Here is a 24,272-nt window from a genome sequence, read left to right on the forward strand (position 1 = left end):
CATTCAGGCCGAAGCCGCTCCGCGGCTCGGCTTAATTCAGGTAGTTAGCACCTATGTCTCGAATCTTCGCGCTCATCCTTCTTTTGGTTCTTTGCTCCGCGTGCACTTCAGGAATTCGTAGTGCAACGTTTACCGAGCAGTCGACCGGAGCAACGATCCAGATCGATCTTGAACCGACACATCCGTATTTAGCTGAGTACAGCCGCACACTTATCTTCAAGAAGAGTGGATTTCCAGACAGTCGGCACCAGCTTTCAAAGGATACGGGCGGCTACGCTGCTGCCAATCTATACAAATGCGCCGACAATCTAATGATGTTGGATAGCTACTCGGAATTCGTTCTCGTCGACACTTCAACTGGAAAAATCAGCCCTGGCAATTGCCCCGCTTCCTCCACTTACGTCGGGATGTTTGACGGCGGTGGTAGCAAGCCATGGGCATTCTTTCCGGCCTCACAGCGTTCGGAAAAAGCGCTCGTTATGCGTGGCGGCTAATGGGCGCTAACAATTCAGTCAAGCCGACGCCGCTACGCGGCGCGGCTTAATTCCCGAGTTAGAGCCCTATGATCTGGTCTCTGTTTGCCAAGAAAAAAGCCAATGAGACGCCAAGCATCGTCGATGCGGTCGAGCTCTTGAGTATGGATCCCAGTGCTCGTAGTCGCAATGCGTTCTACGATTCGCTAAAGACTGCGCAGCTCTTTATCGCGTCCCGTGACGTTTCCCAGAGCTGGGAGGAAGGACCACTGACATTGCAACAGGCAGCAGCTATACCTGTACTGACTACATCCTCCCCTGACGGTGGCGAGGCACTATTGGCCTTCACCAGCCACGCAGAGGCGCTACGTCGCACCCCAACAGTTTGCACGTTTTCAATGGAAGCAAAGGACGTTCTATACCTCGTCCTAGAAAACAATCTATCAGGCTTGATAGTTAATCCTGCCGGCCCTTGGGCCGGCGTTCCCACAGCGGACATCCATGCAATCCTCGGACATCCCCTTGCCGGGCTCTAACAGCTCATTCAAGCCGACGCCGCTTCGCGGGTCGGCTTAACTCAGGCGTTAGACCGCTATCAGGAGCTACCGCAAGATGGATAGGACTCAGGCAGACGCGATTGCACAAGCCATTCTGGCACCGGATCTAGATCGTCAAGAAGAGACTCGGCAGAAGCGAGCAATTGAGGCCGCGTACCTTTCGCGCAAGCGCAAGGTAGCTTGGTTTGCTCTCGTTGGCTCGGCCATCGGCGCCGCCGCGGCAGACCTCAGCGGCACGAGTCTTTCGGTCGGAGTGATTTGGGGAGGGCTTGCTAGCTCCGCATTAGGCTGGCTTCTCGCACATCGGGCTGCGGCCAGACAGTTCATTCAAGCCGACGCCGCTTCGCGGCGCGGCTTGAGTCCGGAGCTAGCTCAAAAGCATGACGTAGAAGCGATCTTAGACGGCATCGACGCAAAGCGTCGCGCCTTATCCGAGGCTGTCGATCCAGTTTTGAAGGCCTTTGAGCCAAAAGTATCGGCTGCGGCGGGTCGAGTCCCGGTATGGAGTTCTCATTGGCTGTATTCCGGGGATGAGAACTCACACGTGTACTTTGTTGTGCCTAGAGACAGCGATGCTTCGCTGCTTCGCGACGGTGCAGACTGGCCGACGATCTGTACGGAACTTCGACTTGCATTGGGTGAAGCGGGGATCAAGGTGGACTCCGGTGATCTATGGCTTAGAATCTACACTCAGGAAGACTGCGATCGTTACGCCAACGGAACTGGTACTACTACTTCAAATAGCGTTGCTTAGGATTCATTCAAGCCGAACTCGCTTCGCGGGTCGGCTTAATTCGGAAGTTGGGCCTCATGAATCCGATCCAATCTTTGCACGTAGATGGCCAGCCAACACAGCTGAGTGCCTTCGCCGTGCCAGAGATGGACCTTAGCTCTAAGCGCATAGAAATGGCTCGCCGCTCTTTCACCGTGGCTGCTAAGGCTACAGATTTGGTTGAGTTTCTGGAGCCCGCTTACGCTGCGTGGGTTGCGGAATCGAAAAGAGATGATGAGACATGCGGCGGGCCCCGAGACGAGCTGGCTGAGGCCGGCTACCCCAGTTTCAGCCTACTGCTCGAGACCCCTTCGCTTCTCAAGCTCGTGGTCGGCGGTTATCTATTGCGGGATTTTCTAGAGCAGCTGACCAGGGATAATTCTGGTCCAAAAGAGCATTGGCTAGACACAGTGATTGATTGCAGCTCAGATGGAGATATCATCCGTTTGTCCGGCCTTTGCTACAGCAAGATGCTCGCGTGAAGCCTAACAATTCATTTAAGCCGAACCCGCTTCGCGGGTCGGTTTAATTCCAGATTTAGATCACGGGAGCAACATGGCCACTGACCAAGACTTCATCGAGTACGTCACGGAGCAAGTTGGCCTAGGCAATCGCCTCACATCCAAAAAAATGTTCGGTGAGTACGCGCTCTACCTAGACGGAAAAGTGGTCGCTTTTGCTTGTGACAACAGTCTCTTCATCAAACCCTCGGCTGCGGCCGCCACGCTGGCACCAAGCCTGCCGCAACGGCCACCGTATCCAGGCGCAAAGGACTATCCTGTAGCCGACGAGGTGCTGGACGACACCGATGCGCTAAGGCGCCTCATTACAGAGACCGCCACGCTCATGCCGGCGCCAAAATCTGCCAAACCACGAAAAACAACAGCCGGCAGCAGGCGCAGTCGCAAGGCCCCCGTCTAACAATTCATTCAAGCCGAACCCGCTTCGCGGCGCGGCTTAATTCTAGAGTTAGGCCGCGCATGAAAAGCTCTGTAATCGAGATGTACGATCCTTCGGCACACCGAAACCACATGCCCGACATCCCAGCGCCGGAGCCTGCTCGAGAGGTACTTGTTATTACAATCGCCAAATTCCGGCTAGAATTCTTATCCAATGCTCAGCTTGAGGCTGCGATCGCCTACTTCCGGAAGCCCTCCAACTCTACGCGCCAGTGTTCTGCTGGCGGTGACCACTGGGAGTTTCAGCCTTGGCAGAGCCGGCTACCCGCCGGTATCAACAACGCACACAACCGGCCAAAGGTGCTCGCAGCTTTGGTCGCAGCTAGACGCTTAGCTAATGACAGCTTGCCGTAAGCACGCGCCGCGGCCTAACAGTTCATTCAAGCCGAACGCGCTTCGCGGGCCGGCTCAATTCCAGAGTTAGGCCCATGACGATTGATGCACTTCTGCCCGAGATTGATGCCGCAAGGCGGCGCGGCGCCATGATTGTTCTCAAGTGGGATGGAGATAGGGACCGGAACGTCTCTACAGTCGTCATCACTCATCAAGAGAGCGATTTCGTGTGGCGCAAGGACTGCGACAATGTGGTTGCTGCATTGCATGAGGCAATTGCTGCGTTCGACGCCCACTGCCCGCCTTAACCATTCAACGTATCTTCAAGTGGCTTGGGCTGGTTATAGCGAGGCCTAACAGTTCATTCAAGCCGAAGCCGCTTCGCGGATCTGCTTGATTCCAGAGTTGGAGTTCACCAATGAGCTATACGCTTGATCTGATTGTTGGGCCGCTTCCGCAAGACGACAAACAAGCATGGCAACATATCGAAACGCTGCGTGAGTCTTACTACGATGACTCGCGCGAGAAAGCACCTGCGCTTGTGGAGCTGCATGCGGTGCTCACTGCCCGGTATCCCTGTCTGTGCAGCTACCCGGATGATGATCCGGAAATGGACAATAGCCCTTGGGCGGACGGGCCCATGATTGGCAACTTTGCCCATGAAATGGGCATGCTCGCCATCTCATTCTCCCGCGTCGACGAGGTCGCCCCTTTCATCATCGCCGAGGCCAACGCACTTGGAATCTCTGTCGCTGACGGGCAGTCTGCGGAGATTCATCGCCCTGGTGGTGGCGCACCGAAGCAAGCTGAGAAAAGAAGCTGGTGGAGGTTCTGGCAGTGACCCCTACCGATCTGCTCGAGCCGAGGCCTGAGGTCCTGTCGTTCCAGTAAGCGCCCCAAGCTGATGATCAGCCCAGCGCCACTATGGCTTTAGCTGCCGATATCAGCTTTCCTCGTGCTCGCTGCCGGTCTAGTCGATTGGATCTCATCGCGCACCAGGAGTTTCGTGCGGCGTGCACCAGGTTGCAGTTCTAGCGACAGCACCATCGGGGCGCCGCTCGCATCCGCTGCTGCACTCCTGGGTTTTCAACCTACCAATCATCCATAACAATGCAGCGGTGCAGATCGCTCCCTCACCTTGGACATTGAATCATGCGCATTGAGAAGATTGAGGTCTATTCGGATGTGCCCAACATGGCCGTACTTCGGCACCCCGGCCGAGAATTCCCAGGCCTTCTTCTGCAAGGCGATACGCTCAATGCGCTTTGCGTCCAGATCGCCGATGTCCTCGCAGGCGGCCCCGACGCGCTTGATGATCTGGAGGATCTGCAAAGCAGGCTGCTGGGCATGCTTTCCCACTACATATCGGTACTCGAGGAACATGACCTGAAGCTCCCCTTCCCGATGCCCGCAGTATCTGACAACTAGTTCACGTCAAACCCGCATCGCGGGTCAGTACGACTTCAACGCTGGACCAAACAAACAGCATGACTATTCCAACATCCCTTCAGGATCTCCGCGCTCGCGTTGGCGACGGAGAGAGCTTTTCCTATCTGCACTTCTGGGGCCATCGACCGCGTCCCGATGGCGCCCCCTCGAACAGCTGCTTCAGTCAGTGGTACGACTCGCCATTTCAGCTGGGAGGCATCAACTACCCGACGGCCGAGCACTACATGATGGCCGAGAAATCCAGATTGTCTGGGGACTCATCAACCCGTGAGCGCATCCTTGCAGCCGCGAGTCCTGGTGCTGCCAAGGCCTTGGGCCGGGAGGTCGTTGGGTTCAGCGATTCACTATGGAACGAGCACAGATTTGAGATCGTGGTCGAAGGCAACTACGCCAAGTTCAGCCAGGAGCCAAAGCTGGCCGCCTTCCTATGCAGAACGGGCAACAAGGTATTGGTTGAGGCCAGCCCGGTGGACGCGATCTGGGGTATTGGCCTTGCGGCTGACGATCCTCGGGCCAGTAACCCAAACACGTGGCAAGGCCTCAACTTGCTTGGGTTCGCGCTTATGATCGTGCGTGAACGCCTCACCTCGCAGGCGGGATGACATTACGATCAAGCCGAGGCTGCGCCGTGGCATGAATCAGGGTTGGGTCTCACATGAGTCATTCGCATACTTTTCGCACTTGGCCATTCAACTTGCCGACCAATACTGCCGTGTTCACCACGCGGCAGACCATGGAAGGCAGCGAACCTGTGCGCGAGGTCTATCATGATCGCGATGGCGACTGGCAACTCCTCTGCGGCACCACTCTTGAAACCACAGACATGAAGCTCGTCTGCCTTGGGTGCATGTTCGAGGCCGATCCAAGCATTGGTGAGCTCGCGGAAATGCCGCCTGGCTGGTGCGCTACCAGACCCGCCGCAGGTGCGGAATGGATACAGCAACCGTTCGATCCCACGGATGAAGACTGAAGGCTTCTTGTGGACCATGCATTCAATCGCGCTCGAGCCTATAGATTGACTCAACCAGCGCATCCAAGCCGAACGCTGTGTGGCATTTCGATCCAAGAGCTGCCCCCTACCCAACCGCACGCCAACTGGTTCGACAAGGACACACATCCCGTCTTTAGCTGCCCTTCTGCTGAGCACGCTTGTGTTGAGCGCATCTTCCGCGGCTTTCGCCACAAGCAGTGAGCAGCAGCTGCCAAGTTCGCCGGCGACTCCGCTGCCAGCAAACCCTGCGGTCGCTGGAGCACCAGCTGTTGGCTACTCTCTGGAAGTTCCGCTATGGGCTGAAGATTCCCAGGTGTTCCTGGATGGCGTGAAGGCGCTCGCTGGAGAAACGTGGTCGTCGAGCCGCCCGACGTATCTGGTCTATTCGCCCAAGGTAACCACTTCGCGTGCCGCGATTCTGGTGTTCCCGGGTGGTGGCTTCAAGGCGCTGGCGATAGGACCACAGAGCACGCTGGGCCCCCAAGGCGCTGATGTCTGCAGATGGCTGACTGACGCCGGCATCACCTGCATCCTTGTGAAGTACCGCGTTCCGAATACCGGCTGCAACTGGAACAGCGTCACCAGGAGGCACGAACAGCCAGCCATCCCGATGGCGTTGCAGGATGCCCAGCGGGCCATCTCCCTCGTCCGCTACAACGCTGCGACATACGGCATCGATCCGAACAGGATCGGCGTCATGGGGTTCTCGGCCGGGGGAAATCTGGCGGTACTATCGTCTACAGGATTCAAACATCAATCCTACGCGCCAATCGACGAGGCCGATCAAGTGAGCAGCCGCCCTGATTTTGCGATACCCGTTTATCCCGGCCACCTGACGATGGAGCACAAGAACAAGACGCCCAGATCCATCGCCGCCCAGGAGTTGAACACCGACATCGAGATCTCGGGCGACGTGCTACCTACCCTGCTCATACATGCCAAGGACGACCCCGTCGATCCGTCCTACTACTCGGAAGTGTACGAGCGGGCGCTGAGGAAGGCTGGCGTGAGTGTGGAGCTGCGGCTCTATGAAACCGGCGGGCACGCGTTCGGCGTCAAGAAGCAGGGCAAGGACACCGATCGGTGGACTGATGATGCGCTGCAGTGGCTTGATGGAATCGGCGTCCGCTGAGCGGTCCGCTTGGCCAAGCCGTGGTCATATCGCGGAACTCGACCTCCCGCTCCACGCAAACCCGCCTTGCGGGGCGCGTTCCGGTGTCTAATGCAACGCACGAGCACCGACGTCCATTTCGATCGCAGTTGACCAGGGAGAGGCATCATGATGTTCATGATTGGGCAGGGAGAACGCGTCGTTCCCGTTGGGTCTCTGGAACAGAGATTCTGCCCGGGCTGCAAGGAGACTGCAGACTTCCAGACCCAGCTCAGGTACAAGTTCGGCGAGTTCGACCTGCTCTTTGGATTCGTCTACGCGAAGCGCTACCAACTTGCCTGCACCCGCTGCAATCACGGGTGGATCCTCGATACAAAGACGGTTGAGCAAACCCATGGCAAGGCTCCGATTCCTCTCCGCCTTCGCTTTGGATTCGTGGTTCTTCTTGCTGCGATTGCGGTTTTTGCAGCCGCAGCCCACGCCATCACCAATTGAGCTACGACGTGAGTACAAAGCACCTCCAGCTACCGCCTCACCGTAGCAGAACGCACGTAGCACTATAGGTCCCACGCAATGGCAAGCAAATCCATCGAGGCACTTCTTGAAGACATCAGCCTACTTGGCGAAGGGCAGCTCGCCTTGGTTGACGCTGTCCGCCAGCTGGTCAAGAGCACAATCCCGGCCGTGACCGAAGAGGTCAAATATGGCGGCATCTTGTTCTCATCCGACGTACAGTTCTGCGGCGTGTTCGCCTATAAGCAGCACATATCTGTGGAGTTCGGCAGCGGGGCGAAGATCGCGGACACACTTGGCCAGCTTGAGGGTAATGGCAAAGGCCGCCGCCATATCAAGTTGCGCTCTGCGGGTGACATCAGCGCAAAGGCGCTGGCTCACTATCTTCCACTGGCCCTGGAAGCAGCAGCGCGTGGTACGTGAGAACCCACTCTTGCCGCGCTTCTGCATCGACAGGCATACCTCATATCATCGTCACTGGATGAGTTGGCATCGAGGTCCGCGGCCAGCTAACAGTGAGCTACCGGCTGGGTTTGTTCGCTCATACCATTGTCGCAAGCTGTGATCCTGGCGCCTTGAACCGGTAATTCATTAAGATGTCCAAGCGTTCCAGCCCAAGGCAACTCATCGAATGACGGGCAGAATCCAGCATTACACATTCCACAGAGGGAACTATGGAAATAGAACCAATGAACGCTTTGAAGGCCGATCTTCTTGAGGGAATGCGCGACTACATGGAGAGCGTAGCCGAAGACGGGGGTGATGCCGGCTACTCCGAGGATGACATCGGCAAGTGCGATTCCATCCTCACGGTCTTCATTGACAGGACTCAGTCCGCAGGTTCGGGCGACACAGAATCAGTGATTGGCATCGTCAAGGAAACCGTACTTTCTCTCAACGTGCTGAACGAGAGTTGCGGCCATTCCCTGATCGAGACAGACCAGCGTGAGCAGCTCTGCGAGCTCATCATCCAGGCCGCTGCCGACAAGGGCGTAGGCGGCGGTGAAGACATCACTGAGGAGTGGCGGGAGTGGTAGGCACGCAAGTGACGTGTTCGGATCCATCAGGCCGCCTGCTTCTCGATCGAATCGATGATTTCCGCTGAAGATGCTCAGTCCATAGTGTTAAACCTCGCCGAGATCAGCTCGGCGGGGGAACGTTTTGCCATTCAGTCCTGCATCCTGAGCCCACGCGAAGACCATTGGGTGGTGCACTCCAACAGCGAAGCCTATGTCATGAGTGGAATGCTCGAGCATTGCTACGTAGGCGCTGGCGCGCACCTGGTCAACGTCGTTTCCGGCGCCGTCGAGACAGTTGGAAGCGCCCAGTCATGGCAGGAGTTCTTGCAGGACAAGTACGATCTTGATGCCGCGGTTGGCGCGCACTATGTGATCGAGCCCAGTTTTGAAAGGGCAGACAAAGCTGCGCTTATCAACCTGCGCCAGAAGCTATCGTGTTCGATGCAGCATTCGATTGCACTGCTCTTGCCTGAGCGACGGCAATGGCTTACAGGACGTCTGCGCATACTACGGCAGGCCCAAGGCATCCTCCGCGACAAAGGTATCGACACAGTCATCGCTCTGCGGCGAGATACCCTTTCGGCCGTCGCCCTGAATGAGAGCGCCGACCATTGGGATGCCATCGCATCACTGATCCGCAATTGAGCAGCCCTTTCCAACGAATCGCTTTTGTGAATCGGCGTAGCCCACGCAAGGAAGCACTGAATGGATATGGACAAATCATTCGCAAGAGAACTTCATAACATCGCTTGGTTCAGCGCCTGCGGACAACCATTCGCCGCGCCTCTGCCCTTTTCTGCGGAGCAGGTATCAAGCTGGGAACAGGCGATTACGCTCTGCAGCAGCCAGGCTTGGGAGGATGTCACGCTTGATGCAAGGAACCGGCTTACAGAATTCCTGCACAGCCGCCATCGGGATGAGTACCAGCGCTGGAATGGAATCGCCGTGTCCGCGAAAGAGCTTGTTATCTCGTCGATATGCGATACGTCCTGGCGACCATTCGCTGAAAGCAGGAGTTTTCCCAAGAGCTTTCTGGACTCCGCGAGCTGGGACGTGCTTGCTGCTGTGATGGAGCATGAGTACCGGAACTGCAAAGGCCGACCCGATTTCTTCCTGCAACTCCTGCAGGTTTATCGCGCCGGACACTTCCCCTGCGGGTGGTCTGGTCGCTGGCCCGGTGGGAGGCTATTGGTTTGGTAAGCGGGTCAAGAACATTCCGCCATGCGGGGCCGGCCATGGCACCCGGCTCTGCCTTCAATGCGCAGCCATTGCACGCATCCATCTTTTCAAGACACACAGCAACATGAGCAGCTTCCTCGAATCGCTGAGCGTGCTTTCTTGGCATGTCTCCCCTCCACCACCCGACGCTGAAGTTCCAGCTGACCTGATCTCCCGTTATGGGCAACTGCCAGCGGAACTCACTGCCTTCCTTTCATCGTTCTCGCTCTGCGTCTGCCCGTCCGACAAGGCGTGGTTCGTGTCCACGGCTGATCTCATCAGTAATCTGCCGTTTCGCTTCAATGCCTTCGAGCTGATGTCTCTTGAAGCGGCGGGCTCGGATGCCGACTGGTGTGCGGCGATCCGAAGCTTCTGGCAATCGCACTTCCCTCTATTCCTGTCCGTCAACGGTTCCTATCAGTACTTCGCTTATTGCTTGCAAGGCCCGGTTAGAGGCCAGGTGGTCTACGGTTCCGAACCAGAGTTTGAGGAGTGCTCTGTTGTTGCCCACTCACTTGTGGATTTCCTGACCATGTTTTCCGCGGCAGCGCGGTCCAGTGCACCCGCCTATCCTTTCAGCGTTGCCATTCCCCGCAGTGCGGGCTGATGCCTCAACATTACCGATATGCTGCCCGGTGCGGCCTGTTACGTCGTTGGAACCCATGGACATTTCTGATTTATCAATCGCAGAGCTGCGCACACTTCATGGCGTGCTTGAATATTGGCTGCGGGCTTGGGATAGGGAGTGCCCAACGCTCTTCGGGTTCGAGCGATCTGATCTTTCCAAGATCCTTGAGGATTGGCCGTTATCCCTGCAGGCAAAGCCGCATTTCGCTGCACTGGCAGTCCAAGGCGTCTTGCGGGAGACCTTGCATGGCGCATCCACGATCGCCGCAGATCGACTTCCGGCTGTCTGCGGATTGTCCAGGGCCGATCTGGAGTGCTTGGCGCAGCATCTATGGCCCAGACTCGACGCGGCGCAGAACTGACACTGCTCGGCTACAATTTTTGATTCAAGCCAAGTTCGGATCACGGATCAATCTGGCTCCACCGTTGACCGCCGTACAGGAGAAGTCGTGCAACGACCTTGCAATGAAATCGGCGGCCGGATCATCAAGGTCAATCATGCCGGTGAACATGGCGCGGTGAACATCTACCGCGGGCAGATCTTCATTGCCCGGCTCACAGCCCCGGCGATGGTTGCGCAGCTGGCGGAATTCCGCTCTCACGAGGAAGGACACCGCACAATCTTCGCGACCGAGCTGCAACGGCGCGGCGTTCGTCGTTGCCGAAGCTACTGGCTCTGCGGTGCTGGAGGCCTGGCGCTCGGCCTGGTCACCGGTTTGCTTGGCGCTGGCGCCATAGCCGCCACCACGGCAGCCGTTGAAGCCGCCGTACTGAGGCATCTGGAGCATCAGCTCTCCATGCTTGAAGACCAGGATCCGTTTGCCGTCGCCGCAATTGCCTCCATCGTGGCGGAGGAGCAGGAGCACCATGACCAATCGCTTGCTCACATCCCGCCCGGCACATTCTGGCCCAAGCTGCTCACTCCGGTTGTGTCTGCGTCGACGGAGGCGGTCATATGGGCTGGCATGCGGCTGTGAGCTCGAGTAGCCACCTGCGATGGCACCTGGTAGCGATTCAACGCCATCCCGAAGGCCTACATCATGGATAGCATTCGCGCAGACTTGAACCTCCTCGCCATGTAGTTCTGGTGTGGAGTCGGCAGTTCTGAAGAGTTGTCGCGCTGGACCGACGCTGCAGTGATGTCTACGGATGAGTTACATCCGCTCATCTGGGATCTGTATCCACAACCCAGCCCGGAGCTGGCTACGGCACTGCTGCTGAGGATGGCTGAAGATGTCAACGGCTTCCAGCCAATATCCGTGGAGGCTGAAGCCATTGCCGAAGATATTCTGCGCCAGTCCCTGATCGCCTTCGTAGCAAGAGAAATATCGGTACAGGCATTGTGTCGACTGGCTGATCACTTGGATAGCGGGTTCAACCTGGCCCTTGCCGACGCTCCCCAGCCCAGGTCAGCTACCACCGACAGCCAATGGTGGCAAGGTGATCTATACAACTGCTGTGACTGGTGCGATGACAGCTGGACGCATGACAACTCCCCTCATCTGCATGCGGAAGCAGACCGCCTGCTGCGTATTCTCAACCGCAGATAGTTGGAGCAGACTACAGAATCCGGTGCATCATTTTGCTTGCAGGTTCGTAGGTTTCTTTTCATTCGGCCCTGCCCCGCCTGCCTGCTGAAGCTCGTCGTAAGGAACGCATGGAACTTATCACTACCATCAAGGATGCCTGGGGCTGGACGGGACTATGTCCCAGCCAGATCGTAGGAGAAAACGATTTCGGCAACCTGATGATCAAGGATCACACTGGCAGTTACTGGCGCATTTGCCCCGAGGACCTGTACTGCGAGGTGGTCGCAGCAACCCGCGAGGAACTTGATCAGCTGTCCCGAAATGCGGAGTTCGTTGGGGACTGGCAGATGCAGGCCCTGGTTGACCAAGCGCGCGAACGCCTTGGCCCGTTGCAACCGGGCTACAAGTACTGCCTCAAGGTTCCGGGCACGCTTGGTGGCGAGTACGGTGGTGACAACCTCGGCGTGATCTCGCTGACTGAACTGATCTCGGCCTCTGGCCACCTCGCCAAGGAAACTGCAAATCTTCCCGATGGCGCCAAGGTCAGGATCAATATTGCCGATTAGCTACCAATGCGCTCTTTGAGTCAGCCGTGCCAGAGACGTGCCCAGTTCAAGGCTCGGCACCGCCCGAGTTCGCAACTCCGCGAGAACCTTTCAACGTGAGGAGATTCGGTATGAAACGCGTAACCGGCATTGGCGGCATCTTCTTCAAAGCAAACGATCCAAAAGCGCTTTCAGCCTGGTACCGCGAGCACCTCGGGCTGGATGTCAGCGACTGGGGCGGCGCGGTTTTTCAGTGGGGCGGTGCTGACAGTCCAGCGGGCGCGACGATCTGGAGCCCATTTGCTGCGGATACCGACTACATGGCACCTTCTACTGCATCTTTCATGATCAATTTCCGGGTTGACGATCTGGATGCACTGCTTGCTGCACTGCGCGAGGAGGGCTGCACTGTTGTCGGTGAGGCACAGAGTTCCGAGCAGGGAAAGTTCGGCTGGGTGATGGACCCCGAAGGCAACAAGATCGAACTCTGGGAGCCGCCTGCGGGGCAGTAGCTGGAGCATGCAAGAAGGAGCTCTCACCTGGGAGTTCTCCACTCGGTTGCGGCGATTCCATTCACACGCCCAAACATACCTGGGTGCAGTGATGCTGCTTCTTCAGAAATCAGTGACACAGCGACTGACCGCTCGGCACTGCGACCAATGAGCCTTGCGCGCTGAGCTGCCGCTGCGTAACTGGCTTTCCAGTTTGCGGAACGCCCCCTGCACACACACTGCGCTCACATGCCCCAGCTGCGCTATCTCATGCACAGTGATAACAAGGCGATCGATACAAACTCTCGTATCCTCTCGACTCGACAAGACAAAGCCGCTGCGTTGCGAATCTTCGGTTTGCAACACCGCAGTCAACAGCGCCTGATGTGATTTGCGCTGCCCTGAGGGCTGTCGTCGCTTTTGCCTGGAAAGCCATAGGAGGGCTTTATGCACGACGGGCGTCGCAGCCGAAGGATCGGATGCGCTGACTTCGGCCATTTTGATACACGGGAGAAATGCGAAGCTGCGGTTCTTCGACGTGAGCTGGCCTTCCTGCAACTGGTTCCAGAAGAACTTGGCGGTGAACTCGATACAGACAATACGGTGTTTGTGCCGGTGTGGGCTGCGGAGCAGAAGCGCAGGATCGACATCAGAACCGTGCTGCCCTTGATGCGTGCAGGAAAGCTGAGCCGCTATTCGGCCATGCCCACCTATCGAGGACGAAGCTTCATCCCGGCAGCGATCGCAATACACGCGCATGATCCGGCTGGCTTCGCGACCACCATCGAGATCTGGTGAGCACGGCATTGAATCTGTCCTCGCGCACAGGCAGAGGCGCATGCGGCGACGCTCTCGACAGGGACATTGAGGACCGCCGCACCTGTTTCGACGGTCTGACGCTTGTCGACAGCCAGCAACTCGGCCATTCTTCGCCGCGGCAGTGCCTTCTGCACTGGCCCAGCATGGAACGAGGCAGCAACGTGGGATTGATCCTCAACATCGACGAGCGTGTCATCAAGCAAGGCGCTGCCAACATGCAGCGCGGCATCGAGACTGTTGGTGGCCAGCTGTATCTGTCCAATCAGCGCCTGCTGTTCTCGGCCCACCGTTTCAATGTGCAAACCGGTGACAGCGAGGTCCCTTTGCGGAGGATCAGCTCGGTACAACGTTGTTGGACGCGCTTTCTGGGCGTGCTTCCGTTGATGCCCAATTCGCTGGCCGTGCATACCCGCGATGAAGTACATCGCTTCGTCGTGTTCGGCCGCAGCCACTGGGCGGATGCAATACACCGCGCGCGTGACCTGACCTGATACTGGTATCAGTTGCCGTGGCTGTGAGCCGCAACCTGGTTCGCGCCAGGCTGCGCGATTCAATCCACCCTGCGCCACTGCCCCGGCTGCAGTCCCTCGAGCGCGTACGGCCCCATCACCGCACGCACCAATCGCAACGTCGGTAATCCGACTGCGGCGGTCATGCGCCGAACCTGCCGATTACGTCCTTCTCGCAGGGTGATTGCCAGCCAGCTGTCCGGCACGGTCTTGCGGAAGCGCACGGGCGGATTGCGCTCCCACAGGCTGGGAGCAGCAGCAAGCAGTTCAACGCGCGCAGGCAGGGTTGGCCCGTCATTGAGCTGCACGCCGTCACGCAGCGCCTGCAGCTTGTCATCGGTGGGCGTGCCTTCGACCTGCACCCAATAGGTTTTGGGCTGCTTATGCCGTGGGTCGGTCAGACGATGGGCGAGATTGCCATCATCGGTGAGCAGCAACAGACCTTCGCTGTCGTAGTCCAGGCGCCCTGCCGCATACACGTTGGCCGGCAGGCCAAAACTGGCCAGGGTCGCCCGCGGCGGTTGGCTGCTGTCGGTGAACTGACAGAGCACATTGAAAGGTTTGTTGAGGGCGATAAGCATCTGATGCAGGCATTGGGGAGAAGAATGGATGCGCTGCTGCCACGCGATCAGCTGGCATCGCAGCTCAGAAAAGCGGGGCCGCATGCCAAGCATCGCGGCCCCGCATTATCTCACTGCCTGATTCCGAATCCCCAATCGCGGCCGTATTACTGCTTCACGAAGCGCAGCGTCATGCGGTCGCTTTCGCCGATGGCCTTGTACTTGGCGGCATCGGCCTTGTCATGGTTGTTGGACGGCGGCAGGGTCCACACACCGTTGGGATGGTCCTTGGTGTCGCGCGGGTTGGCGTTCACCTCGCTGCTACCGGCAAGCTTGAAGCCGGCAGCTTCTGCCATGGCGATCACCTGCGCCTGGCCAACGTAGCCACTCTTGTCATCCGCGCCGACATCGGCCTTGGCGCGATGCTCCACCACACCGAGCGTGCCGCCCGGCTTGAGCACGTCGAAGAAGGCCTTGAACATGCCTTCAGCCTGGCCGGACGAACGCCAGTTGTGGACGTTGCGGAAGGTCAGCACCAGATCGGCCGAGCCCGGCGCACCCAGCACCGGCGCAGCCGGGTTGTAGGCCACTTCGGCCGCACGGTCGAACTGGGCGGGGGCATCGGCGAACTTCTTGCTCAGGCTATCGCGCGAACGCTGCTGGTAATCGCGGCCACCGCCGGCCGGCAATGCGCCCGGATCAACCACGGCGGCCACATACTTGCCGCCATCACGCAGGTAAGGCGCGAGGATCTCGGAGTACCAACCGCCGCCCGGGGTGATCTCGATGACGGTCTGCTTCGGCTGCAAGCCAAAGAACGCCAAGGTCTGTGCCGGATGTCGGTATTCGTCGCGCAGCACATTGGCCGGCGTGCGCCAGCTGCCGGCAACGGCCGCCTGCAGCTGCGGCGACACCTGCACGTCAGCAGCGCTGGCGGCCTCGCCATGGGCCAGCGCGGTGCCGACGGGCAGGGTGCTGGCAAGCGCCAGCAGACAGGCACACAGCAGCGGGGAATGCGTCTTCATGCGAGGAACTCCGGCGTTTGAAACGGCGAGCCTAGCACGCGGCTGCAAGTGCAATGCAGCATGAAATGTTCATATCCCGTTAGCACGGGGACGACGTGCGGAACGCTGTATTCACGACCTTGCCACGGAATTGGAACGCATGCCGTCTATGCTGTTGAACTGAACAACAAAGGAGCAACGCATGCCCCAGTCACGCGAACTTGGTCGCTCGGGTCTACACGTCAGCCCCATCGCTTTTGGTGGCAACGTATTCGGCTGGAGTGCCGATGAGAAGACATCCTTTGGCCTGCTTGACGCCTTCGTCGACGCCGGCTTCAACCTGATCGACACCGCCGATGTCTATCCGGCATGGGTGCCGGGCAATCGCGGCGGCGAGTCGGAGACCATCATCGGCCGCTGGCTGCAGCGCAGCGGCAAGCGCGACAAGGTGGTGATAGCCACCAAGGTCGCCAAATGGGCCGAGCATCCGGGCCTGTCGGCCGACAACATCAACGACGCCGTCGAGGATTCGTTGCGCCGCCTGCAGACCGATGTGATCGATCTGTACCAGGCGCATGAAGACGACGAATCGGTGCCGCTGGAGGAAAGCCTGGGTGCGTTCGGGCGGCTGATCGAGGCCGGCAAGGTACGTGCGATTGGCGCATCCAACTACAGCGCCGAGCGGTTGCGTGATGCGCTGAAGGTCTCCGCCGACTACCACCTGCCGCGCTACGAGACCCTGCAGCCGGAATACAATCTCTACGACCGCAGTGGCTACGAGGCCGAACTGGAACCGCTCGCGCGCGAACAGGGTATCGGCGTGATCAGCTACTACTCGCTTGCCAGCGGCTTTCTCAGCGGCAAGTACCGTAGCGCCGATGACGTGGGCAAGAGTGCGGCACGCGGTGCGAAAGTGGCTGAGCGTTACCTCAATCCGCGTGGCCTGCGCATTCTGCAGGCACTGGACGATGTGGCTGCCAGCCACAAGGCGACGCCGGCCCAGGTGGCGTTGGCGTGGCTGATCGCCCGCCCGGGCATCACCGCGCCCATCGTCAGCGCCACCAGCGTGCAGCAGCTGCAGGACGTGCTGGCGGCGGCACAGCTTGGTTTGAGCGCCGAGCAGGTCGCGCAGCTGGATGCGGCCAGCGCGGAAAGCTGAATTGGGCGAGTTGCGTACCCCCTGCTTGCGTCGTAGGATCGGCCGAACAGGGGGTAGACCGCGAGTGGAGTCCTACCCATGCAGACCGCACCTACAGCCCAGCGCAGCATCGATCGCCACGCCGAACTGACTTACTGGCGCGGCGTGCATGCCATCGGCCATCTTGGCCAACATGAGTTCGACCATTACCAGCGCCTGCTGGAAATGGGCTACGACGTGTACCAGGCGTATCCGCGCGCCAATGAAGAACAGCTCTACAAAGTACTGCAGGACAGCTACCACCGGCATAGCCCGGCATTGGCGGTTTCCTGGGATGAGGCGCGCTGGTTGGTGCGCCATGCTTGGCATCATGCCGAGCAGCATTGAGCGAGGTAACCGGCTTGGTTTTGTTGTGGGAGAGGCGTGAGCCGCGAAGCTACTGCTACATCGGAAGCTGAAGAGCTCACCCCTCCCCAACCCTCCCCTTGGCTTCGCCAAAGGGAGGGAGCGAAAGCGTAGTGCCGAGCCATGCTCGGCAGGAGCTTTCCCGGTGGCAATAAACAGCGCACACCAACGCACCCGACATCATCGGGTCACATGCATGCCCGGTGGTTTTGATGATGTCGGCTTCGCGGCTTACGCCGCTCCCACAACCGGCTGCGCCATTGCTTCGGCCAGGTAGTCGAGGAAGGAGCTGATGCGCGCGGATACCGCGGTGTTGCGGTAGTACACGGCGTGGATCGGTTGGCGCGCATCCAGGGTCTGTTTCGGCAACACCTGCACCAGCTCGCCACGCGCACGCGCCGCCTCGGTGAGGAAGTCAGACAGGCAGACGATGCCGACGCCCTCCAATGCCAATCGATGCAGGATCTCGCCACTGGATACCGCCAGTGCCGGGCGCACGTGCAGGCGCTCGCCGCTCTCGCTCGCCAACGGCCAATGATTCAGCGAATCCGGTTCGTTGAAACCCAGCAAGGTGTGCGCCTGCAGCTGCGCCACGCTCTTCGGTGTGCCGTGCTGCTGCAGGTAAGCCGGGCTGGCCAGCACACGCAGGCGGCTGTGACCCAAGGGCCGCGCATGCAGCGTGGAGTCCGCAAGCGGGCCAATGCGGATCGCCACATCGGTGCGCCGTTCCAACAGGTCGATGTAGCGCTCGCTGCTGTTGAGCTCAAGCGCTACCTGCGGGTAGCGCGCACGGTAGCCAGCCACCAGCGGCGCGATCACGTGCAGCATGAACGGCATTGCTGCATCCACGCGCAGCCGCCCCGACGGCGTGCCGCGCCGTGCGGCGATCTGCTCCTCGGCCTCATCCACAGAGGCGACGATGGCGCGGGCCTGGGCGAGGAAGGCTTCACCTTCATCGGTGAGCTGCAGGCGGCGTGTGGTGCGGGTCAGCAAGGTGGTGCCGAGCTTCTCTTCCAGCCGCCCCAACGCCCGGCTGACGCCGGAGGTGGTCTGGCCCAACTGCTCAGCTGCAGCGGTAATCGAACCGGTATCGATCACCGCGATGAAGGCCTGCATCTCATCCAGGGTGGTTTTCATCGGGGCGGCCAGGTGGGGGTGGAATATTGTTGACTTTAAATCAATAGTAATTGGTGGGAAACCGCATTTTTCGGCAAGAGTGACGCGTTCACACTGCGCAGCCCTTTCCGAGGATTCGCCCATGTCACGCGGTATTCCCCTTGCCTTGCTGGCGCTGACGCTGGGTGCGTTCGCCATCGGCACCACCGAGTTCGTCATCGTCGGCTTGATACCGACCATTGCCGCCGACCTGCATGTCAGCCTGCCCTCGGCCGGCCTGCTGGTTTCCCTCTACGCCTTGGGCGTTGCCGTGGGCGCGCCGGTACTCACCGCCTTGACCGGACGGGTGCCGCGCAAGGCCTTGCTGGTCGCGCTGATGCTGCTGTTCACCGTGGGCAACCTGATTGCGTGGATGGCACCCGGCTATGGCTCGCTGATCGTGGCGCGGGTGCTGACCGGCCTTGCCCACGGCGTGTTCTTCTCGATCGGCTCGATCATCGCCACCTCGGTGGTGCCCAAGGACAAGGCCGCCAGCGCGATCGCGATCATGTTCACCGGGCTGACCGTGGCGCTGGTCACCGGCGTGCCGCTGGGCACCTTCATCGGCCAGCACCTGGGCTGGCGTGCAACCTTCCTCGCCGTCGCTGCATTGGGCGTGATCGCCCTGCTCGGCAGCCTGCTGTTCGTGCCGCGTGATCTGCCGCGCAGTGCGCCGGCCACGTTCGGCCAGCAGTTCGCGGTACTCGCGCAGCCGCGCCTGTTGCTGGTCTATGCGATGACTGCGCTGGGCTACGGCGGCACCTTCCTGTCCTTCACCTTCCTCGCCTCGATCCTGCAGGACGTCAGCGGCTTCTCGGCCAATGCGGTGAGCGCGGTGCTGTTGGTCTACGGCGTGTCGGTGGCGATCGGCAATCTGTGGGGTGGGCGACTGGCTGACCGTCGCGGGCCGATTCCTGCGCTGACGCTGATCTTCGGCCTGCTCGCGCTGGTGTTGCTGGTGCTCACCTTCACTGCCTACAACCGCTGGTTGGTGCTGTTGACCGTACTGGCGTTGGGTGCAGTGGCGTTCGGCAATGTGCCGGGCCTGCAGGTCTACGTGGTCAAGCAGGCGCAGCGCTTCGTGCCGCAGGCAACAGATGTCGCGTCCGGTCTGAATATCGCTGCCTTCAACATCGGCATCGCGCTGGGTGCTTCGCTCGGCGGCCTGGTGGTCGATCACATCGGCCTGATGCATACGCCGTGGATTGGCGCGTTGGTGGTGCTGGGTGCGCTTGCATTGACCGTACTGAGTGGCCGCCTGGATCGCCGCGACGGTTTGGATGTACGCGCCGAAGGCATCGCCGTCAGCGCGCATTGACGGAACACGCTGTTACTCCCTTTCATCTTTTCGTTAGCGCTGCACGGCGTAGCCTGTAAGCGCAAATTTTCCGGAGATTTCAATGACTATTCCCGCTATTGGCCTCGGCACCTACCGCCTCAAGGACCAGGTACTCACCGACTCCGTGCACAACGCTTTGGAGCTTGGCTACCGTGCCTTCGACACTGCGCAGATCTACGAGAACGAAGCCGATCTGGGTGCGGCAATCGCCAGCGGCACGGTGCCCCGCGAACAGCTGTTCCTGACCACCAAGATCTGGATCAGCAATTTCCACCACGATGACCTGCTTGCCAGCCTGCGCGAGAGCCTGCGCAAGCTGCGCACCGATCACGTCGACCTGACCCTGATCCACTGGCCCTCGCCCAAGGACGAAGTGCCGATGGCCGAGTTCCTGGGTGCGCTGCGCGAAGCCAAGGCGTTGGGCTTGACCAAGGCGATTGGTGTTTCCAACTTCACCATCGACCTGACCCGCCAGGCCATCGCCATCCTCGGTGCCGATGCCATTGCCACCAATCAGATCGAAGTGCATCCCTATCTGCAGAACCGCGCCTTGATCGCCTACCTGCGCGAGCAGGGCATCCCTGTCACCGCGTTCATGAGTCTGGCCTATGGCGCGGTGCTGAAGGACCCGGTGATCCAGGCCATTGCCGACAAGCACCAGGCAAGCACCGCACAGGTCGCCTTGGCATGGGCGCTGCAGCAGGGCTATGGGGTGATTCCGTCGTCGACCAAGCGCGAGAACCTCGCCGGCAACCTGCAGGCAGCGCAGCTGCATCTGGATGCTGAAGACATGACACGGATCGCGGAGCTGGATCGCGGCGAGCGCGTGGCCAATCCGGGTATTGCCCCGACCTGGGATTGAGATCGATCACTCCGACGTTGACAGCAACCAGCTACGCATCGCTGTGTTCACTTCCTCGGGTTTTTCCAACGGTGCCAGATGGCCGCAGTCCTCGATCACCACCAGCGTTGATTGCGGCATCAGCGCGGCCATCTGTTCGCTGACCGACAGCGGCGTGATCGCATCGTTGCGCCCGCAGACAATCAAGGCCGAGCCCTGCCAGGCGCGCAGGACCTCGCTGCCATCCGCACGTTGCAGCTGGCTTTGGCGCAGGAAGACTTCCGCGCCGAGGCGTGCGGTCATGCTGCGCACGGTATCCACCAGCGCATGATCCTCGAGCCGCGATGCATCGATGTAGCTGCGCATCAGCTTGTCGCCGAAACCATGGAAGGTGCCGGGCAAGCGCACGCTGTTCTGCTGTGCCACGCGTTGTGCGGCGCGCTCGGGTGAGTCGGGTTTGAACGATGTATCCAGTAGCGCCAGTTTCAACACCCGCTGCGGAGCGATACGCAGGATTTCCTGAGCGACGTAGCCGCCGAGGGAGAAGCCGGCCAGGGCGAACTGCGCCGGGGCCTTGGCCAGTACATCTTCGGCGACGGCACGCATGGTGGTTTGCTGGGTGAGGTCGCCGACCTGGCAATCGGCGATGTCGGCGAGTGCTTCGAGTTGGGACTGCCACAGCGTGGCATCGTTGAGCAGGCCGGGCAGCAGTAGCAGCGGGGTTCTGGCTGCTGGATCTTGGTTCGTTTGCATGGCGCTATTGTCGCGCCTTGGGGTGGTTTGGGGGTGAGAGGTGGGGCAACTGCCAAAGCCAGAGCCAAAGCCAAAGCACCCCTCCCCAGCCCTCCCCTGCGCTATGCGCAAGGGAGGGAGCGAAGCAGAGCACCCCTCCCCAGCCCTCCCCTTGCCTTCGGCAAAGGGAGGGAGCTGATCTGCCCCCTCCCTTGCGCGTAGCGCAGGGGAGGGTTGAGGAGGGGTGCCTTTGGCTCTTGGTCTTTAGCTCTTAGCCTCACCCACCGGCAGCGTCACATTCATGATGGTCGAATCATCCGGGTCGGCCTTCACCTTGAAACCCAGGCTCTGGCACATCGCCAGCATGGTGCTGTTCTCACGCAGCACCTGCCCTTCCACAACGTTCAAGCCCAGCCAGCCGGCGTACTCGATCATGATCTGCATCAGCTTCCAGCCGATGCCGTGGCCCTTCAGGTCCGAGCGGATCAGGATGCCGTACTCGCCGCGGTTGTAATCGGCATCGGCGTGCAGGCGCACCGCGCCGAGCATTTCACCAGTCTTGGGATCAATCGCCACCAATGCGATCGAGCGCGCGTAATCCAGCTGGGTCAGGCGGGCAATGAACTCATGGCTGAAGTGCTTCACCGACTGGAAGAAGCGCAGGCGCAGATCATCGTCGGTGACACGTGCGAAAAAGGCACGGAACAGGCCATCGTCTTCCGGCCGCACCGGGCGGATGAAAGCCTTGCCACCGTCGGACAGATCAATCGTGCGCTCCCACTCGGTGGGATACGGGAAGATCGCGAAGCGCGGATGACCGCGGCCCTTGTGCAGGCGCTTGACCGGAGTGATGGCGACACGTGCATCCAATGCGATCACACCGTTGCGGTCGGCCAGCAATGGATTGAGATCCAGCGTACGGATCTCCGGAATATCCGCCGCCAGCTGCGCCAGCTTGACCAGCACCATCGCCACCGCACGCTCGTCTGCCGCCGGTACGTCACCGTAAGCCTTGAGGATGCGTGAAACGCGGGTGCGGCCGATTACTTCATGGGCAAGCCGCAGATCCAGCGGCGGCAATGCCAGGGTCTTGTCGTCGATGACTTCCACTGCGGTACCGCCGCGGCCGAATACCACCACCGGGCCGAATACCGGATCGTCGGCAATACCGGCAATCAGCTCGCGCGCCTTGGGCCGGGTCAGGCTGGGCTGCACCAGCACGCCCTCGATGCGCGCGTGTGGGCGCTTCTCACGGGCGCGCTGCAGGATCGTGGTCGCCGCGGACTGCACCGCACGCAGGCTGCCCAGGTTCAAGCGCACGCCATCGACTTCGGATTTGTGCGGGATGTCCGGCGAGAAAATCTTCACCGCCACGCTCATGCCCTGCTCCAGCATTGGCTGGGCCAGATCCATCGCTTCGTGCGGATCACGCGCAACCATCACTTCCAGTGACGGAATGCCGTAGGCCTGCAGCAACTTGTGCGTCGCCACCGGGTCCAGCCATTGCTGATCATTGGCCAGCGCCGCCTCCACCAGTGCGCGTGCGGCAGGCACATCCACCACGAAATCCGCCGGCAGGCTGGGTGGCGTTTCCATCAGCGCGGTCTGCGCCTCGCGGTAACGCACCAGATGCTGGAAGCCGCGCACGGCGTCGGCTTCGGTTGGGTAGGTCGGTACGCGGGCAGTGTTGAGGGTGACCGTGGCGCGGTCGTCATTGCCCAGCCATACCGCGAACACGGGCTTGTCGCGCAGCTGCCGCGAGCGTTGCCCGAGCGTGGTGGTCAGCGCCTGCGCGGCTTCGGCCGAGGAAGTGAACGCAGTCGGCACGTTGATCACCAATACCGCGTCGTTGGCGTCATCGGACAACAGCGCTTCAATCGCCGAGGCGTAACGGCCGCCATCGGCATCGACCACGATGTCGACCGGGTTGTCGCGCGACCAGCCCTGCGGCAAGGCCTGGTCCAGCAGCTCGACGGTGGCCGGTGACAGCTCGGCCAGGCTGCCGCCGAGTGCCTGCAGCTGATCCACGGCCAGCCGGCCAACACCGCCTCCATTGCTGAGGATGGCCAGACGGCGACCCGGGAAGGTTCCGAGACGGCCCAGGGTTTCGGCGGCGGTGAACAACTCGTCCAAAGCGTTCACCCGCAGCAGGCCGGCGCGGTTGAACGCGGCGCCATAGACCGCGTCGGAATCGGCCAACGCCTGCGAATGGGTGGTGGTTACTTCATCACTGCCGCGTGGCTTGCGCCCGGATTTGACCACCACCACGGGTTTTGCGCGGGCGGCGGCACGTGCGGCCGACATGAACTTGCGCGCGTCGCTGATCTGGTCGACGTAGAGCAGGATGGCGCGGGTGCGGTAGTCACTGGCGAAGTAATCGAGCAGGTCGCCGAAGTCGACATCCAGCGCGTCGCCCAGCGATACCACCGCCGAGAAACCCACTGAGCGTGCCACGCCCCATTCCACCAGCGCGGCGGCAATCGCGCTGGATTCGGAGATCAGCGCCAGATCGCCGGCCTGCGGCGTGTGTGCGGCGATGCTGGCGTTGAGGCGTGCATGCGGGGCGATGACGCCCAGGCAATGCGGGCCGAGCACGCGCATGCCCTTGGGCCGTGCGGCGGCTTCCACCTGCGCGGCCAATGAGCCCGGGCCCTTGCCCAGGCCGGAGGTGAGGATGATGGCGGCGGCCACGCCCAGTTCGGCGGCCTGGCTGACGACCTGCGGCAACAACGTTGCCGGCACGGTGATGACCACCAGGTCCGGAATCCACGGCAGGTCCTTGAGCTTCTTGACCGTGCGCATGCCGTCGATTTCGGCATAGCGCGGGCTGACCCAGCCGATCTGCCCGGCGAAGCCGCCAGCGCGCAGATTGCGAATCACCGCGCGGCCGGCGGAACGATCGCGCGGGCTGCCGCCAATCACTGCCACCGAACGGGGGCGGAATACGGTCTGCAGGTGATAGATGCTCATTGCGACGCCTGTTGCGGGTACCGGGTCAAAGGTACACGGCTGCGGTGGCGGGTGGGCTGCGTTGGATCAAAGTGGGGAGTTGGATTTGGCGAAGAGCACCCCTCCCCGGCCCTCCCCTTGGCTGGCGCCAAAGGGAGGGAGACAAGCAGCGAACTGGCAGATGGCCGCGAACAGCCCCCTCCCTTGCGCGTAGCGCAGGAGAGGGTTGGGGAG

Annotated in this window: 33 protein-coding genes; 28 read left to right on the top strand and 5 right to left on the bottom strand. The window is 60.5% G+C overall.

The features are described from left to right. The first annotated feature begins 53 nt into the window (after positions 1-53). The 24 genes from Q5Z11_RS19455 to Q5Z11_RS19570 all read left to right on the top strand — a co-directional run bounded on the left by Q5Z11_RS19455 (position 54) and on the right by Q5Z11_RS19570 (position 13,897). Complete coding sequence (locus tag Q5Z11_RS19455) at positions 54-494, top strand: hypothetical protein (protein ID WP_303747912.1); 441 nt, start codon at positions 54-56, stop codon at positions 492-494. A 68-nt stretch (positions 495-562) separates the two neighbouring features. Continuing rightward, the gene (locus Q5Z11_RS19460) at positions 563-1,009 is read left to right on the top strand and encodes an SseB family protein (RefSeq protein WP_303747913.1); all 447 of its coding nucleotides are present in this window, start codon (positions 563-565) and stop codon (positions 1,007-1,009) included. 76 nt (positions 1,010-1,085) lie between these two features. After that, complete coding sequence (locus tag Q5Z11_RS19465) at positions 1,086-1,784, top strand: hypothetical protein (RefSeq protein WP_303747914.1); 699 nt, start codon at positions 1,086-1,088, stop codon at positions 1,782-1,784. Positions 1,785-1,840: 56 nt separating this feature from the next. After that, positions 1,841-2,284, top strand: coding sequence for a hypothetical protein (locus tag Q5Z11_RS19470; protein ID WP_303747915.1), 444 nt, complete (start codon positions 1,841-1,843; stop codon positions 2,282-2,284). Between the two features lie 73 nt (positions 2,285-2,357). Beyond that, complete coding sequence (locus Q5Z11_RS19475; protein WP_303747916.1) at positions 2,358-2,723, top strand: TfoX/Sxy family protein; 366 nt, start codon at positions 2,358-2,360, stop codon at positions 2,721-2,723. Positions 2,724-3,189: 466 nt separating this feature from the next. Further along, positions 3,190-3,402 (top strand): hypothetical protein, encoded by a 213-nt coding sequence (locus Q5Z11_RS19480; RefSeq protein WP_303747917.1) that lies wholly within the window; start codon positions 3,190-3,192, stop codon positions 3,400-3,402. Positions 3,403-3,512: 110 nt separating this feature from the next. Continuing rightward, positions 3,513-3,935, top strand: coding sequence for a hypothetical protein (locus Q5Z11_RS19485; protein WP_303747918.1), 423 nt, complete (start codon positions 3,513-3,515; stop codon positions 3,933-3,935). A gap of 311 nt (positions 3,936-4,246) precedes the next feature. Continuing rightward, positions 4,247-4,522: a DUF6959 family protein gene (locus Q5Z11_RS19490; RefSeq protein ID WP_303747919.1), complete on the top strand. Its 276-nt coding sequence runs from the start codon at positions 4,247-4,249 to the stop codon at positions 4,520-4,522. Positions 4,523-4,581: 59 nt separating this feature from the next. Beyond that, positions 4,582-5,145: an NADAR family protein gene (locus Q5Z11_RS19495; RefSeq protein WP_303747920.1), complete on the top strand. Its 564-nt coding sequence runs from the start codon at positions 4,582-4,584 to the stop codon at positions 5,143-5,145. Between the two features lie 53 nt (positions 5,146-5,198). Beyond that, on the top strand, positions 5,199-5,513 hold the full coding sequence (locus tag Q5Z11_RS19500) for a hypothetical protein (RefSeq protein WP_303747921.1): 315 nt from the start codon (positions 5,199-5,201) through the stop codon (positions 5,511-5,513). A 334-nt stretch (positions 5,514-5,847) separates the two neighbouring features. Next, on the top strand, positions 5,848-6,666 hold the full coding sequence (locus Q5Z11_RS19505; RefSeq protein ID WP_303747922.1) for an alpha/beta hydrolase: 819 nt from the start codon (positions 5,848-5,850) through the stop codon (positions 6,664-6,666). A 147-nt stretch (positions 6,667-6,813) separates the two neighbouring features. Then, on the top strand, positions 6,814-7,140 hold the full coding sequence (locus Q5Z11_RS19510; RefSeq protein WP_345783899.1) for a hypothetical protein: 327 nt from the start codon (positions 6,814-6,816) through the stop codon (positions 7,138-7,140). 78 nt (positions 7,141-7,218) lie between these two features. Then, positions 7,219-7,581, top strand: coding sequence for a DUF1801 domain-containing protein (locus Q5Z11_RS19515; protein ID WP_303747923.1), 363 nt, complete (start codon positions 7,219-7,221; stop codon positions 7,579-7,581). Between the two features lie 266 nt (positions 7,582-7,847). Further along, positions 7,848-8,195: a hypothetical protein gene (locus tag Q5Z11_RS19520; RefSeq protein ID WP_303747924.1), complete on the top strand. Its 348-nt coding sequence runs from the start codon at positions 7,848-7,850 to the stop codon at positions 8,193-8,195. Positions 8,196-8,249: 54 nt separating this feature from the next. Then, positions 8,250-8,822, top strand: coding sequence for a hypothetical protein (locus tag Q5Z11_RS19525; protein ID WP_303747925.1), 573 nt, complete (start codon positions 8,250-8,252; stop codon positions 8,820-8,822). 60 nt (positions 8,823-8,882) lie between these two features. After that, entirely contained in the window at positions 8,883-9,377 is a 495-nt protein-coding gene (locus Q5Z11_RS19530; RefSeq protein WP_303747926.1) for a hypothetical protein, read from the top strand. A gap of 103 nt (positions 9,378-9,480) precedes the next feature. After that, the gene (locus Q5Z11_RS19535; RefSeq protein ID WP_303747927.1) at positions 9,481-10,002 is read left to right on the top strand and encodes a hypothetical protein; all 522 of its coding nucleotides are present in this window, start codon (positions 9,481-9,483) and stop codon (positions 10,000-10,002) included. A gap of 55 nt (positions 10,003-10,057) precedes the next feature. Then, positions 10,058-10,384: a hypothetical protein gene (locus Q5Z11_RS19540; protein ID WP_303747928.1), complete on the top strand. Its 327-nt coding sequence runs from the start codon at positions 10,058-10,060 to the stop codon at positions 10,382-10,384. Between the two features lie 87 nt (positions 10,385-10,471). Beyond that, a complete protein-coding gene (locus tag Q5Z11_RS19545; protein ID WP_303747929.1) occupies positions 10,472-10,999 on the top strand; it encodes a demethoxyubiquinone hydroxylase family protein in 528 nt (175 codons plus the stop codon). Positions 11,000-11,161: 162 nt separating this feature from the next. Continuing rightward, positions 11,162-11,572, top strand: a complete 411-nt coding sequence (locus Q5Z11_RS19550) for a hypothetical protein (RefSeq protein WP_303747930.1) — start codon at positions 11,162-11,164, stop codon at positions 11,570-11,572. A gap of 107 nt (positions 11,573-11,679) precedes the next feature. Further along, positions 11,680-12,117, top strand: coding sequence for a T6SS immunity protein Tdi1 domain-containing protein (locus tag Q5Z11_RS19555; RefSeq protein ID WP_303747931.1), 438 nt, complete (start codon positions 11,680-11,682; stop codon positions 12,115-12,117). A 110-nt stretch (positions 12,118-12,227) separates the two neighbouring features. Then, complete coding sequence (locus Q5Z11_RS19560) at positions 12,228-12,608, top strand: VOC family protein (protein ID WP_303747932.1); 381 nt, start codon at positions 12,228-12,230, stop codon at positions 12,606-12,608. A gap of 426 nt (positions 12,609-13,034) precedes the next feature. After that, a complete protein-coding gene (locus Q5Z11_RS19565) occupies positions 13,035-13,385 on the top strand; it encodes a hypothetical protein (RefSeq protein WP_303747933.1) in 351 nt (116 codons plus the stop codon). Beyond that, positions 13,382-13,897 (top strand): GRAM domain-containing protein, encoded by a 516-nt coding sequence (locus Q5Z11_RS19570; protein WP_303747934.1) that lies wholly within the window; start codon positions 13,382-13,384, stop codon positions 13,895-13,897. Before Q5Z11_RS19565 ends, Q5Z11_RS19570 begins: the two co-directional genes overlap by 4 nt. Before the next feature lie 59 nt (positions 13,898-13,956). On the opposite strand, the gene Q5Z11_RS19575 is transcribed toward Q5Z11_RS19570, so the two are convergent. Continuing rightward, positions 13,957-14,496: a pseudouridine synthase gene (locus Q5Z11_RS19575; protein WP_303747935.1), complete on the bottom strand. Its 540-nt coding sequence runs from the start codon at positions 14,494-14,496 to the stop codon at positions 13,957-13,959. A 146-nt stretch (positions 14,497-14,642) separates the two neighbouring features. After that, complete coding sequence (locus Q5Z11_RS19580) at positions 14,643-15,500, bottom strand: class I SAM-dependent methyltransferase (protein ID WP_303747936.1); 858 nt, start codon at positions 15,498-15,500, stop codon at positions 14,643-14,645. 181 nt (positions 15,501-15,681) lie between these two features. On the opposite strand from Q5Z11_RS19580, the gene Q5Z11_RS19585 reads away from it, so the two are divergent. Next, positions 15,682-16,638 carry an aldo/keto reductase gene (locus Q5Z11_RS19585; RefSeq protein ID WP_303747937.1) on the top strand — a complete coding sequence of 319 codons (957 nt, stop codon included), beginning with the start codon at positions 15,682-15,684 and terminating at the stop codon, positions 16,636-16,638. A gap of 78 nt (positions 16,639-16,716) precedes the next feature. Beyond that, positions 16,717-17,004 carry a hypothetical protein gene (locus tag Q5Z11_RS19590; RefSeq protein ID WP_303747938.1) on the top strand — a complete coding sequence of 96 codons (288 nt, stop codon included), beginning with the start codon at positions 16,717-16,719 and terminating at the stop codon, positions 17,002-17,004. 249 nt (positions 17,005-17,253) lie between these two features. On the opposite strand, the gene Q5Z11_RS19595 is transcribed toward Q5Z11_RS19590, so the two are convergent. Beyond that, complete coding sequence (locus Q5Z11_RS19595) at positions 17,254-18,159, bottom strand: LysR family transcriptional regulator (protein ID WP_303747939.1); 906 nt, start codon at positions 18,157-18,159, stop codon at positions 17,254-17,256. Positions 18,160-18,280: 121 nt separating this feature from the next. On the opposite strand from Q5Z11_RS19595, the gene Q5Z11_RS19600 reads away from it, so the two are divergent. Continuing rightward, positions 18,281-19,495, top strand: a complete 1,215-nt coding sequence (locus Q5Z11_RS19600; protein ID WP_303747940.1) for an MFS transporter — start codon at positions 18,281-18,283, stop codon at positions 19,493-19,495. A gap of 82 nt (positions 19,496-19,577) precedes the next feature. After that, positions 19,578-20,378: a 2,5-didehydrogluconate reductase DkgB gene (dkgB, locus tag Q5Z11_RS19605; RefSeq protein ID WP_303747941.1), complete on the top strand. Its 801-nt coding sequence runs from the start codon at positions 19,578-19,580 to the stop codon at positions 20,376-20,378. A gap of 6 nt (positions 20,379-20,384) precedes the next feature. On the opposite strand, the gene Q5Z11_RS19610 is transcribed toward dkgB, so the two are convergent. Together Q5Z11_RS19610 and Q5Z11_RS19615 are read right to left on the bottom strand one after the other, a co-directional pair. After that, positions 20,385-21,110: an alpha/beta fold hydrolase gene (locus tag Q5Z11_RS19610; RefSeq protein ID WP_303747942.1), complete on the bottom strand. Its 726-nt coding sequence runs from the start codon at positions 21,108-21,110 to the stop codon at positions 20,385-20,387. Between the two features lie 243 nt (positions 21,111-21,353). After that, entirely contained in the window at positions 21,354-24,059 is a 2,706-nt protein-coding gene (locus tag Q5Z11_RS19615; RefSeq protein ID WP_303747943.1) for a bifunctional acetate--CoA ligase family protein/GNAT family N-acetyltransferase, read from the bottom strand. Positions 24,060-24,272 lie beyond the last annotated feature (213 nt).

It is taken from the genome of Stenotrophomonas sp. 610A2 (genome assembly GCF_030549615.1).
In the GTDB taxonomy this organism is placed as follows: domain Bacteria; phylum Pseudomonadota; class Gammaproteobacteria; order Xanthomonadales; family Xanthomonadaceae; genus Stenotrophomonas; species Stenotrophomonas pigmentata.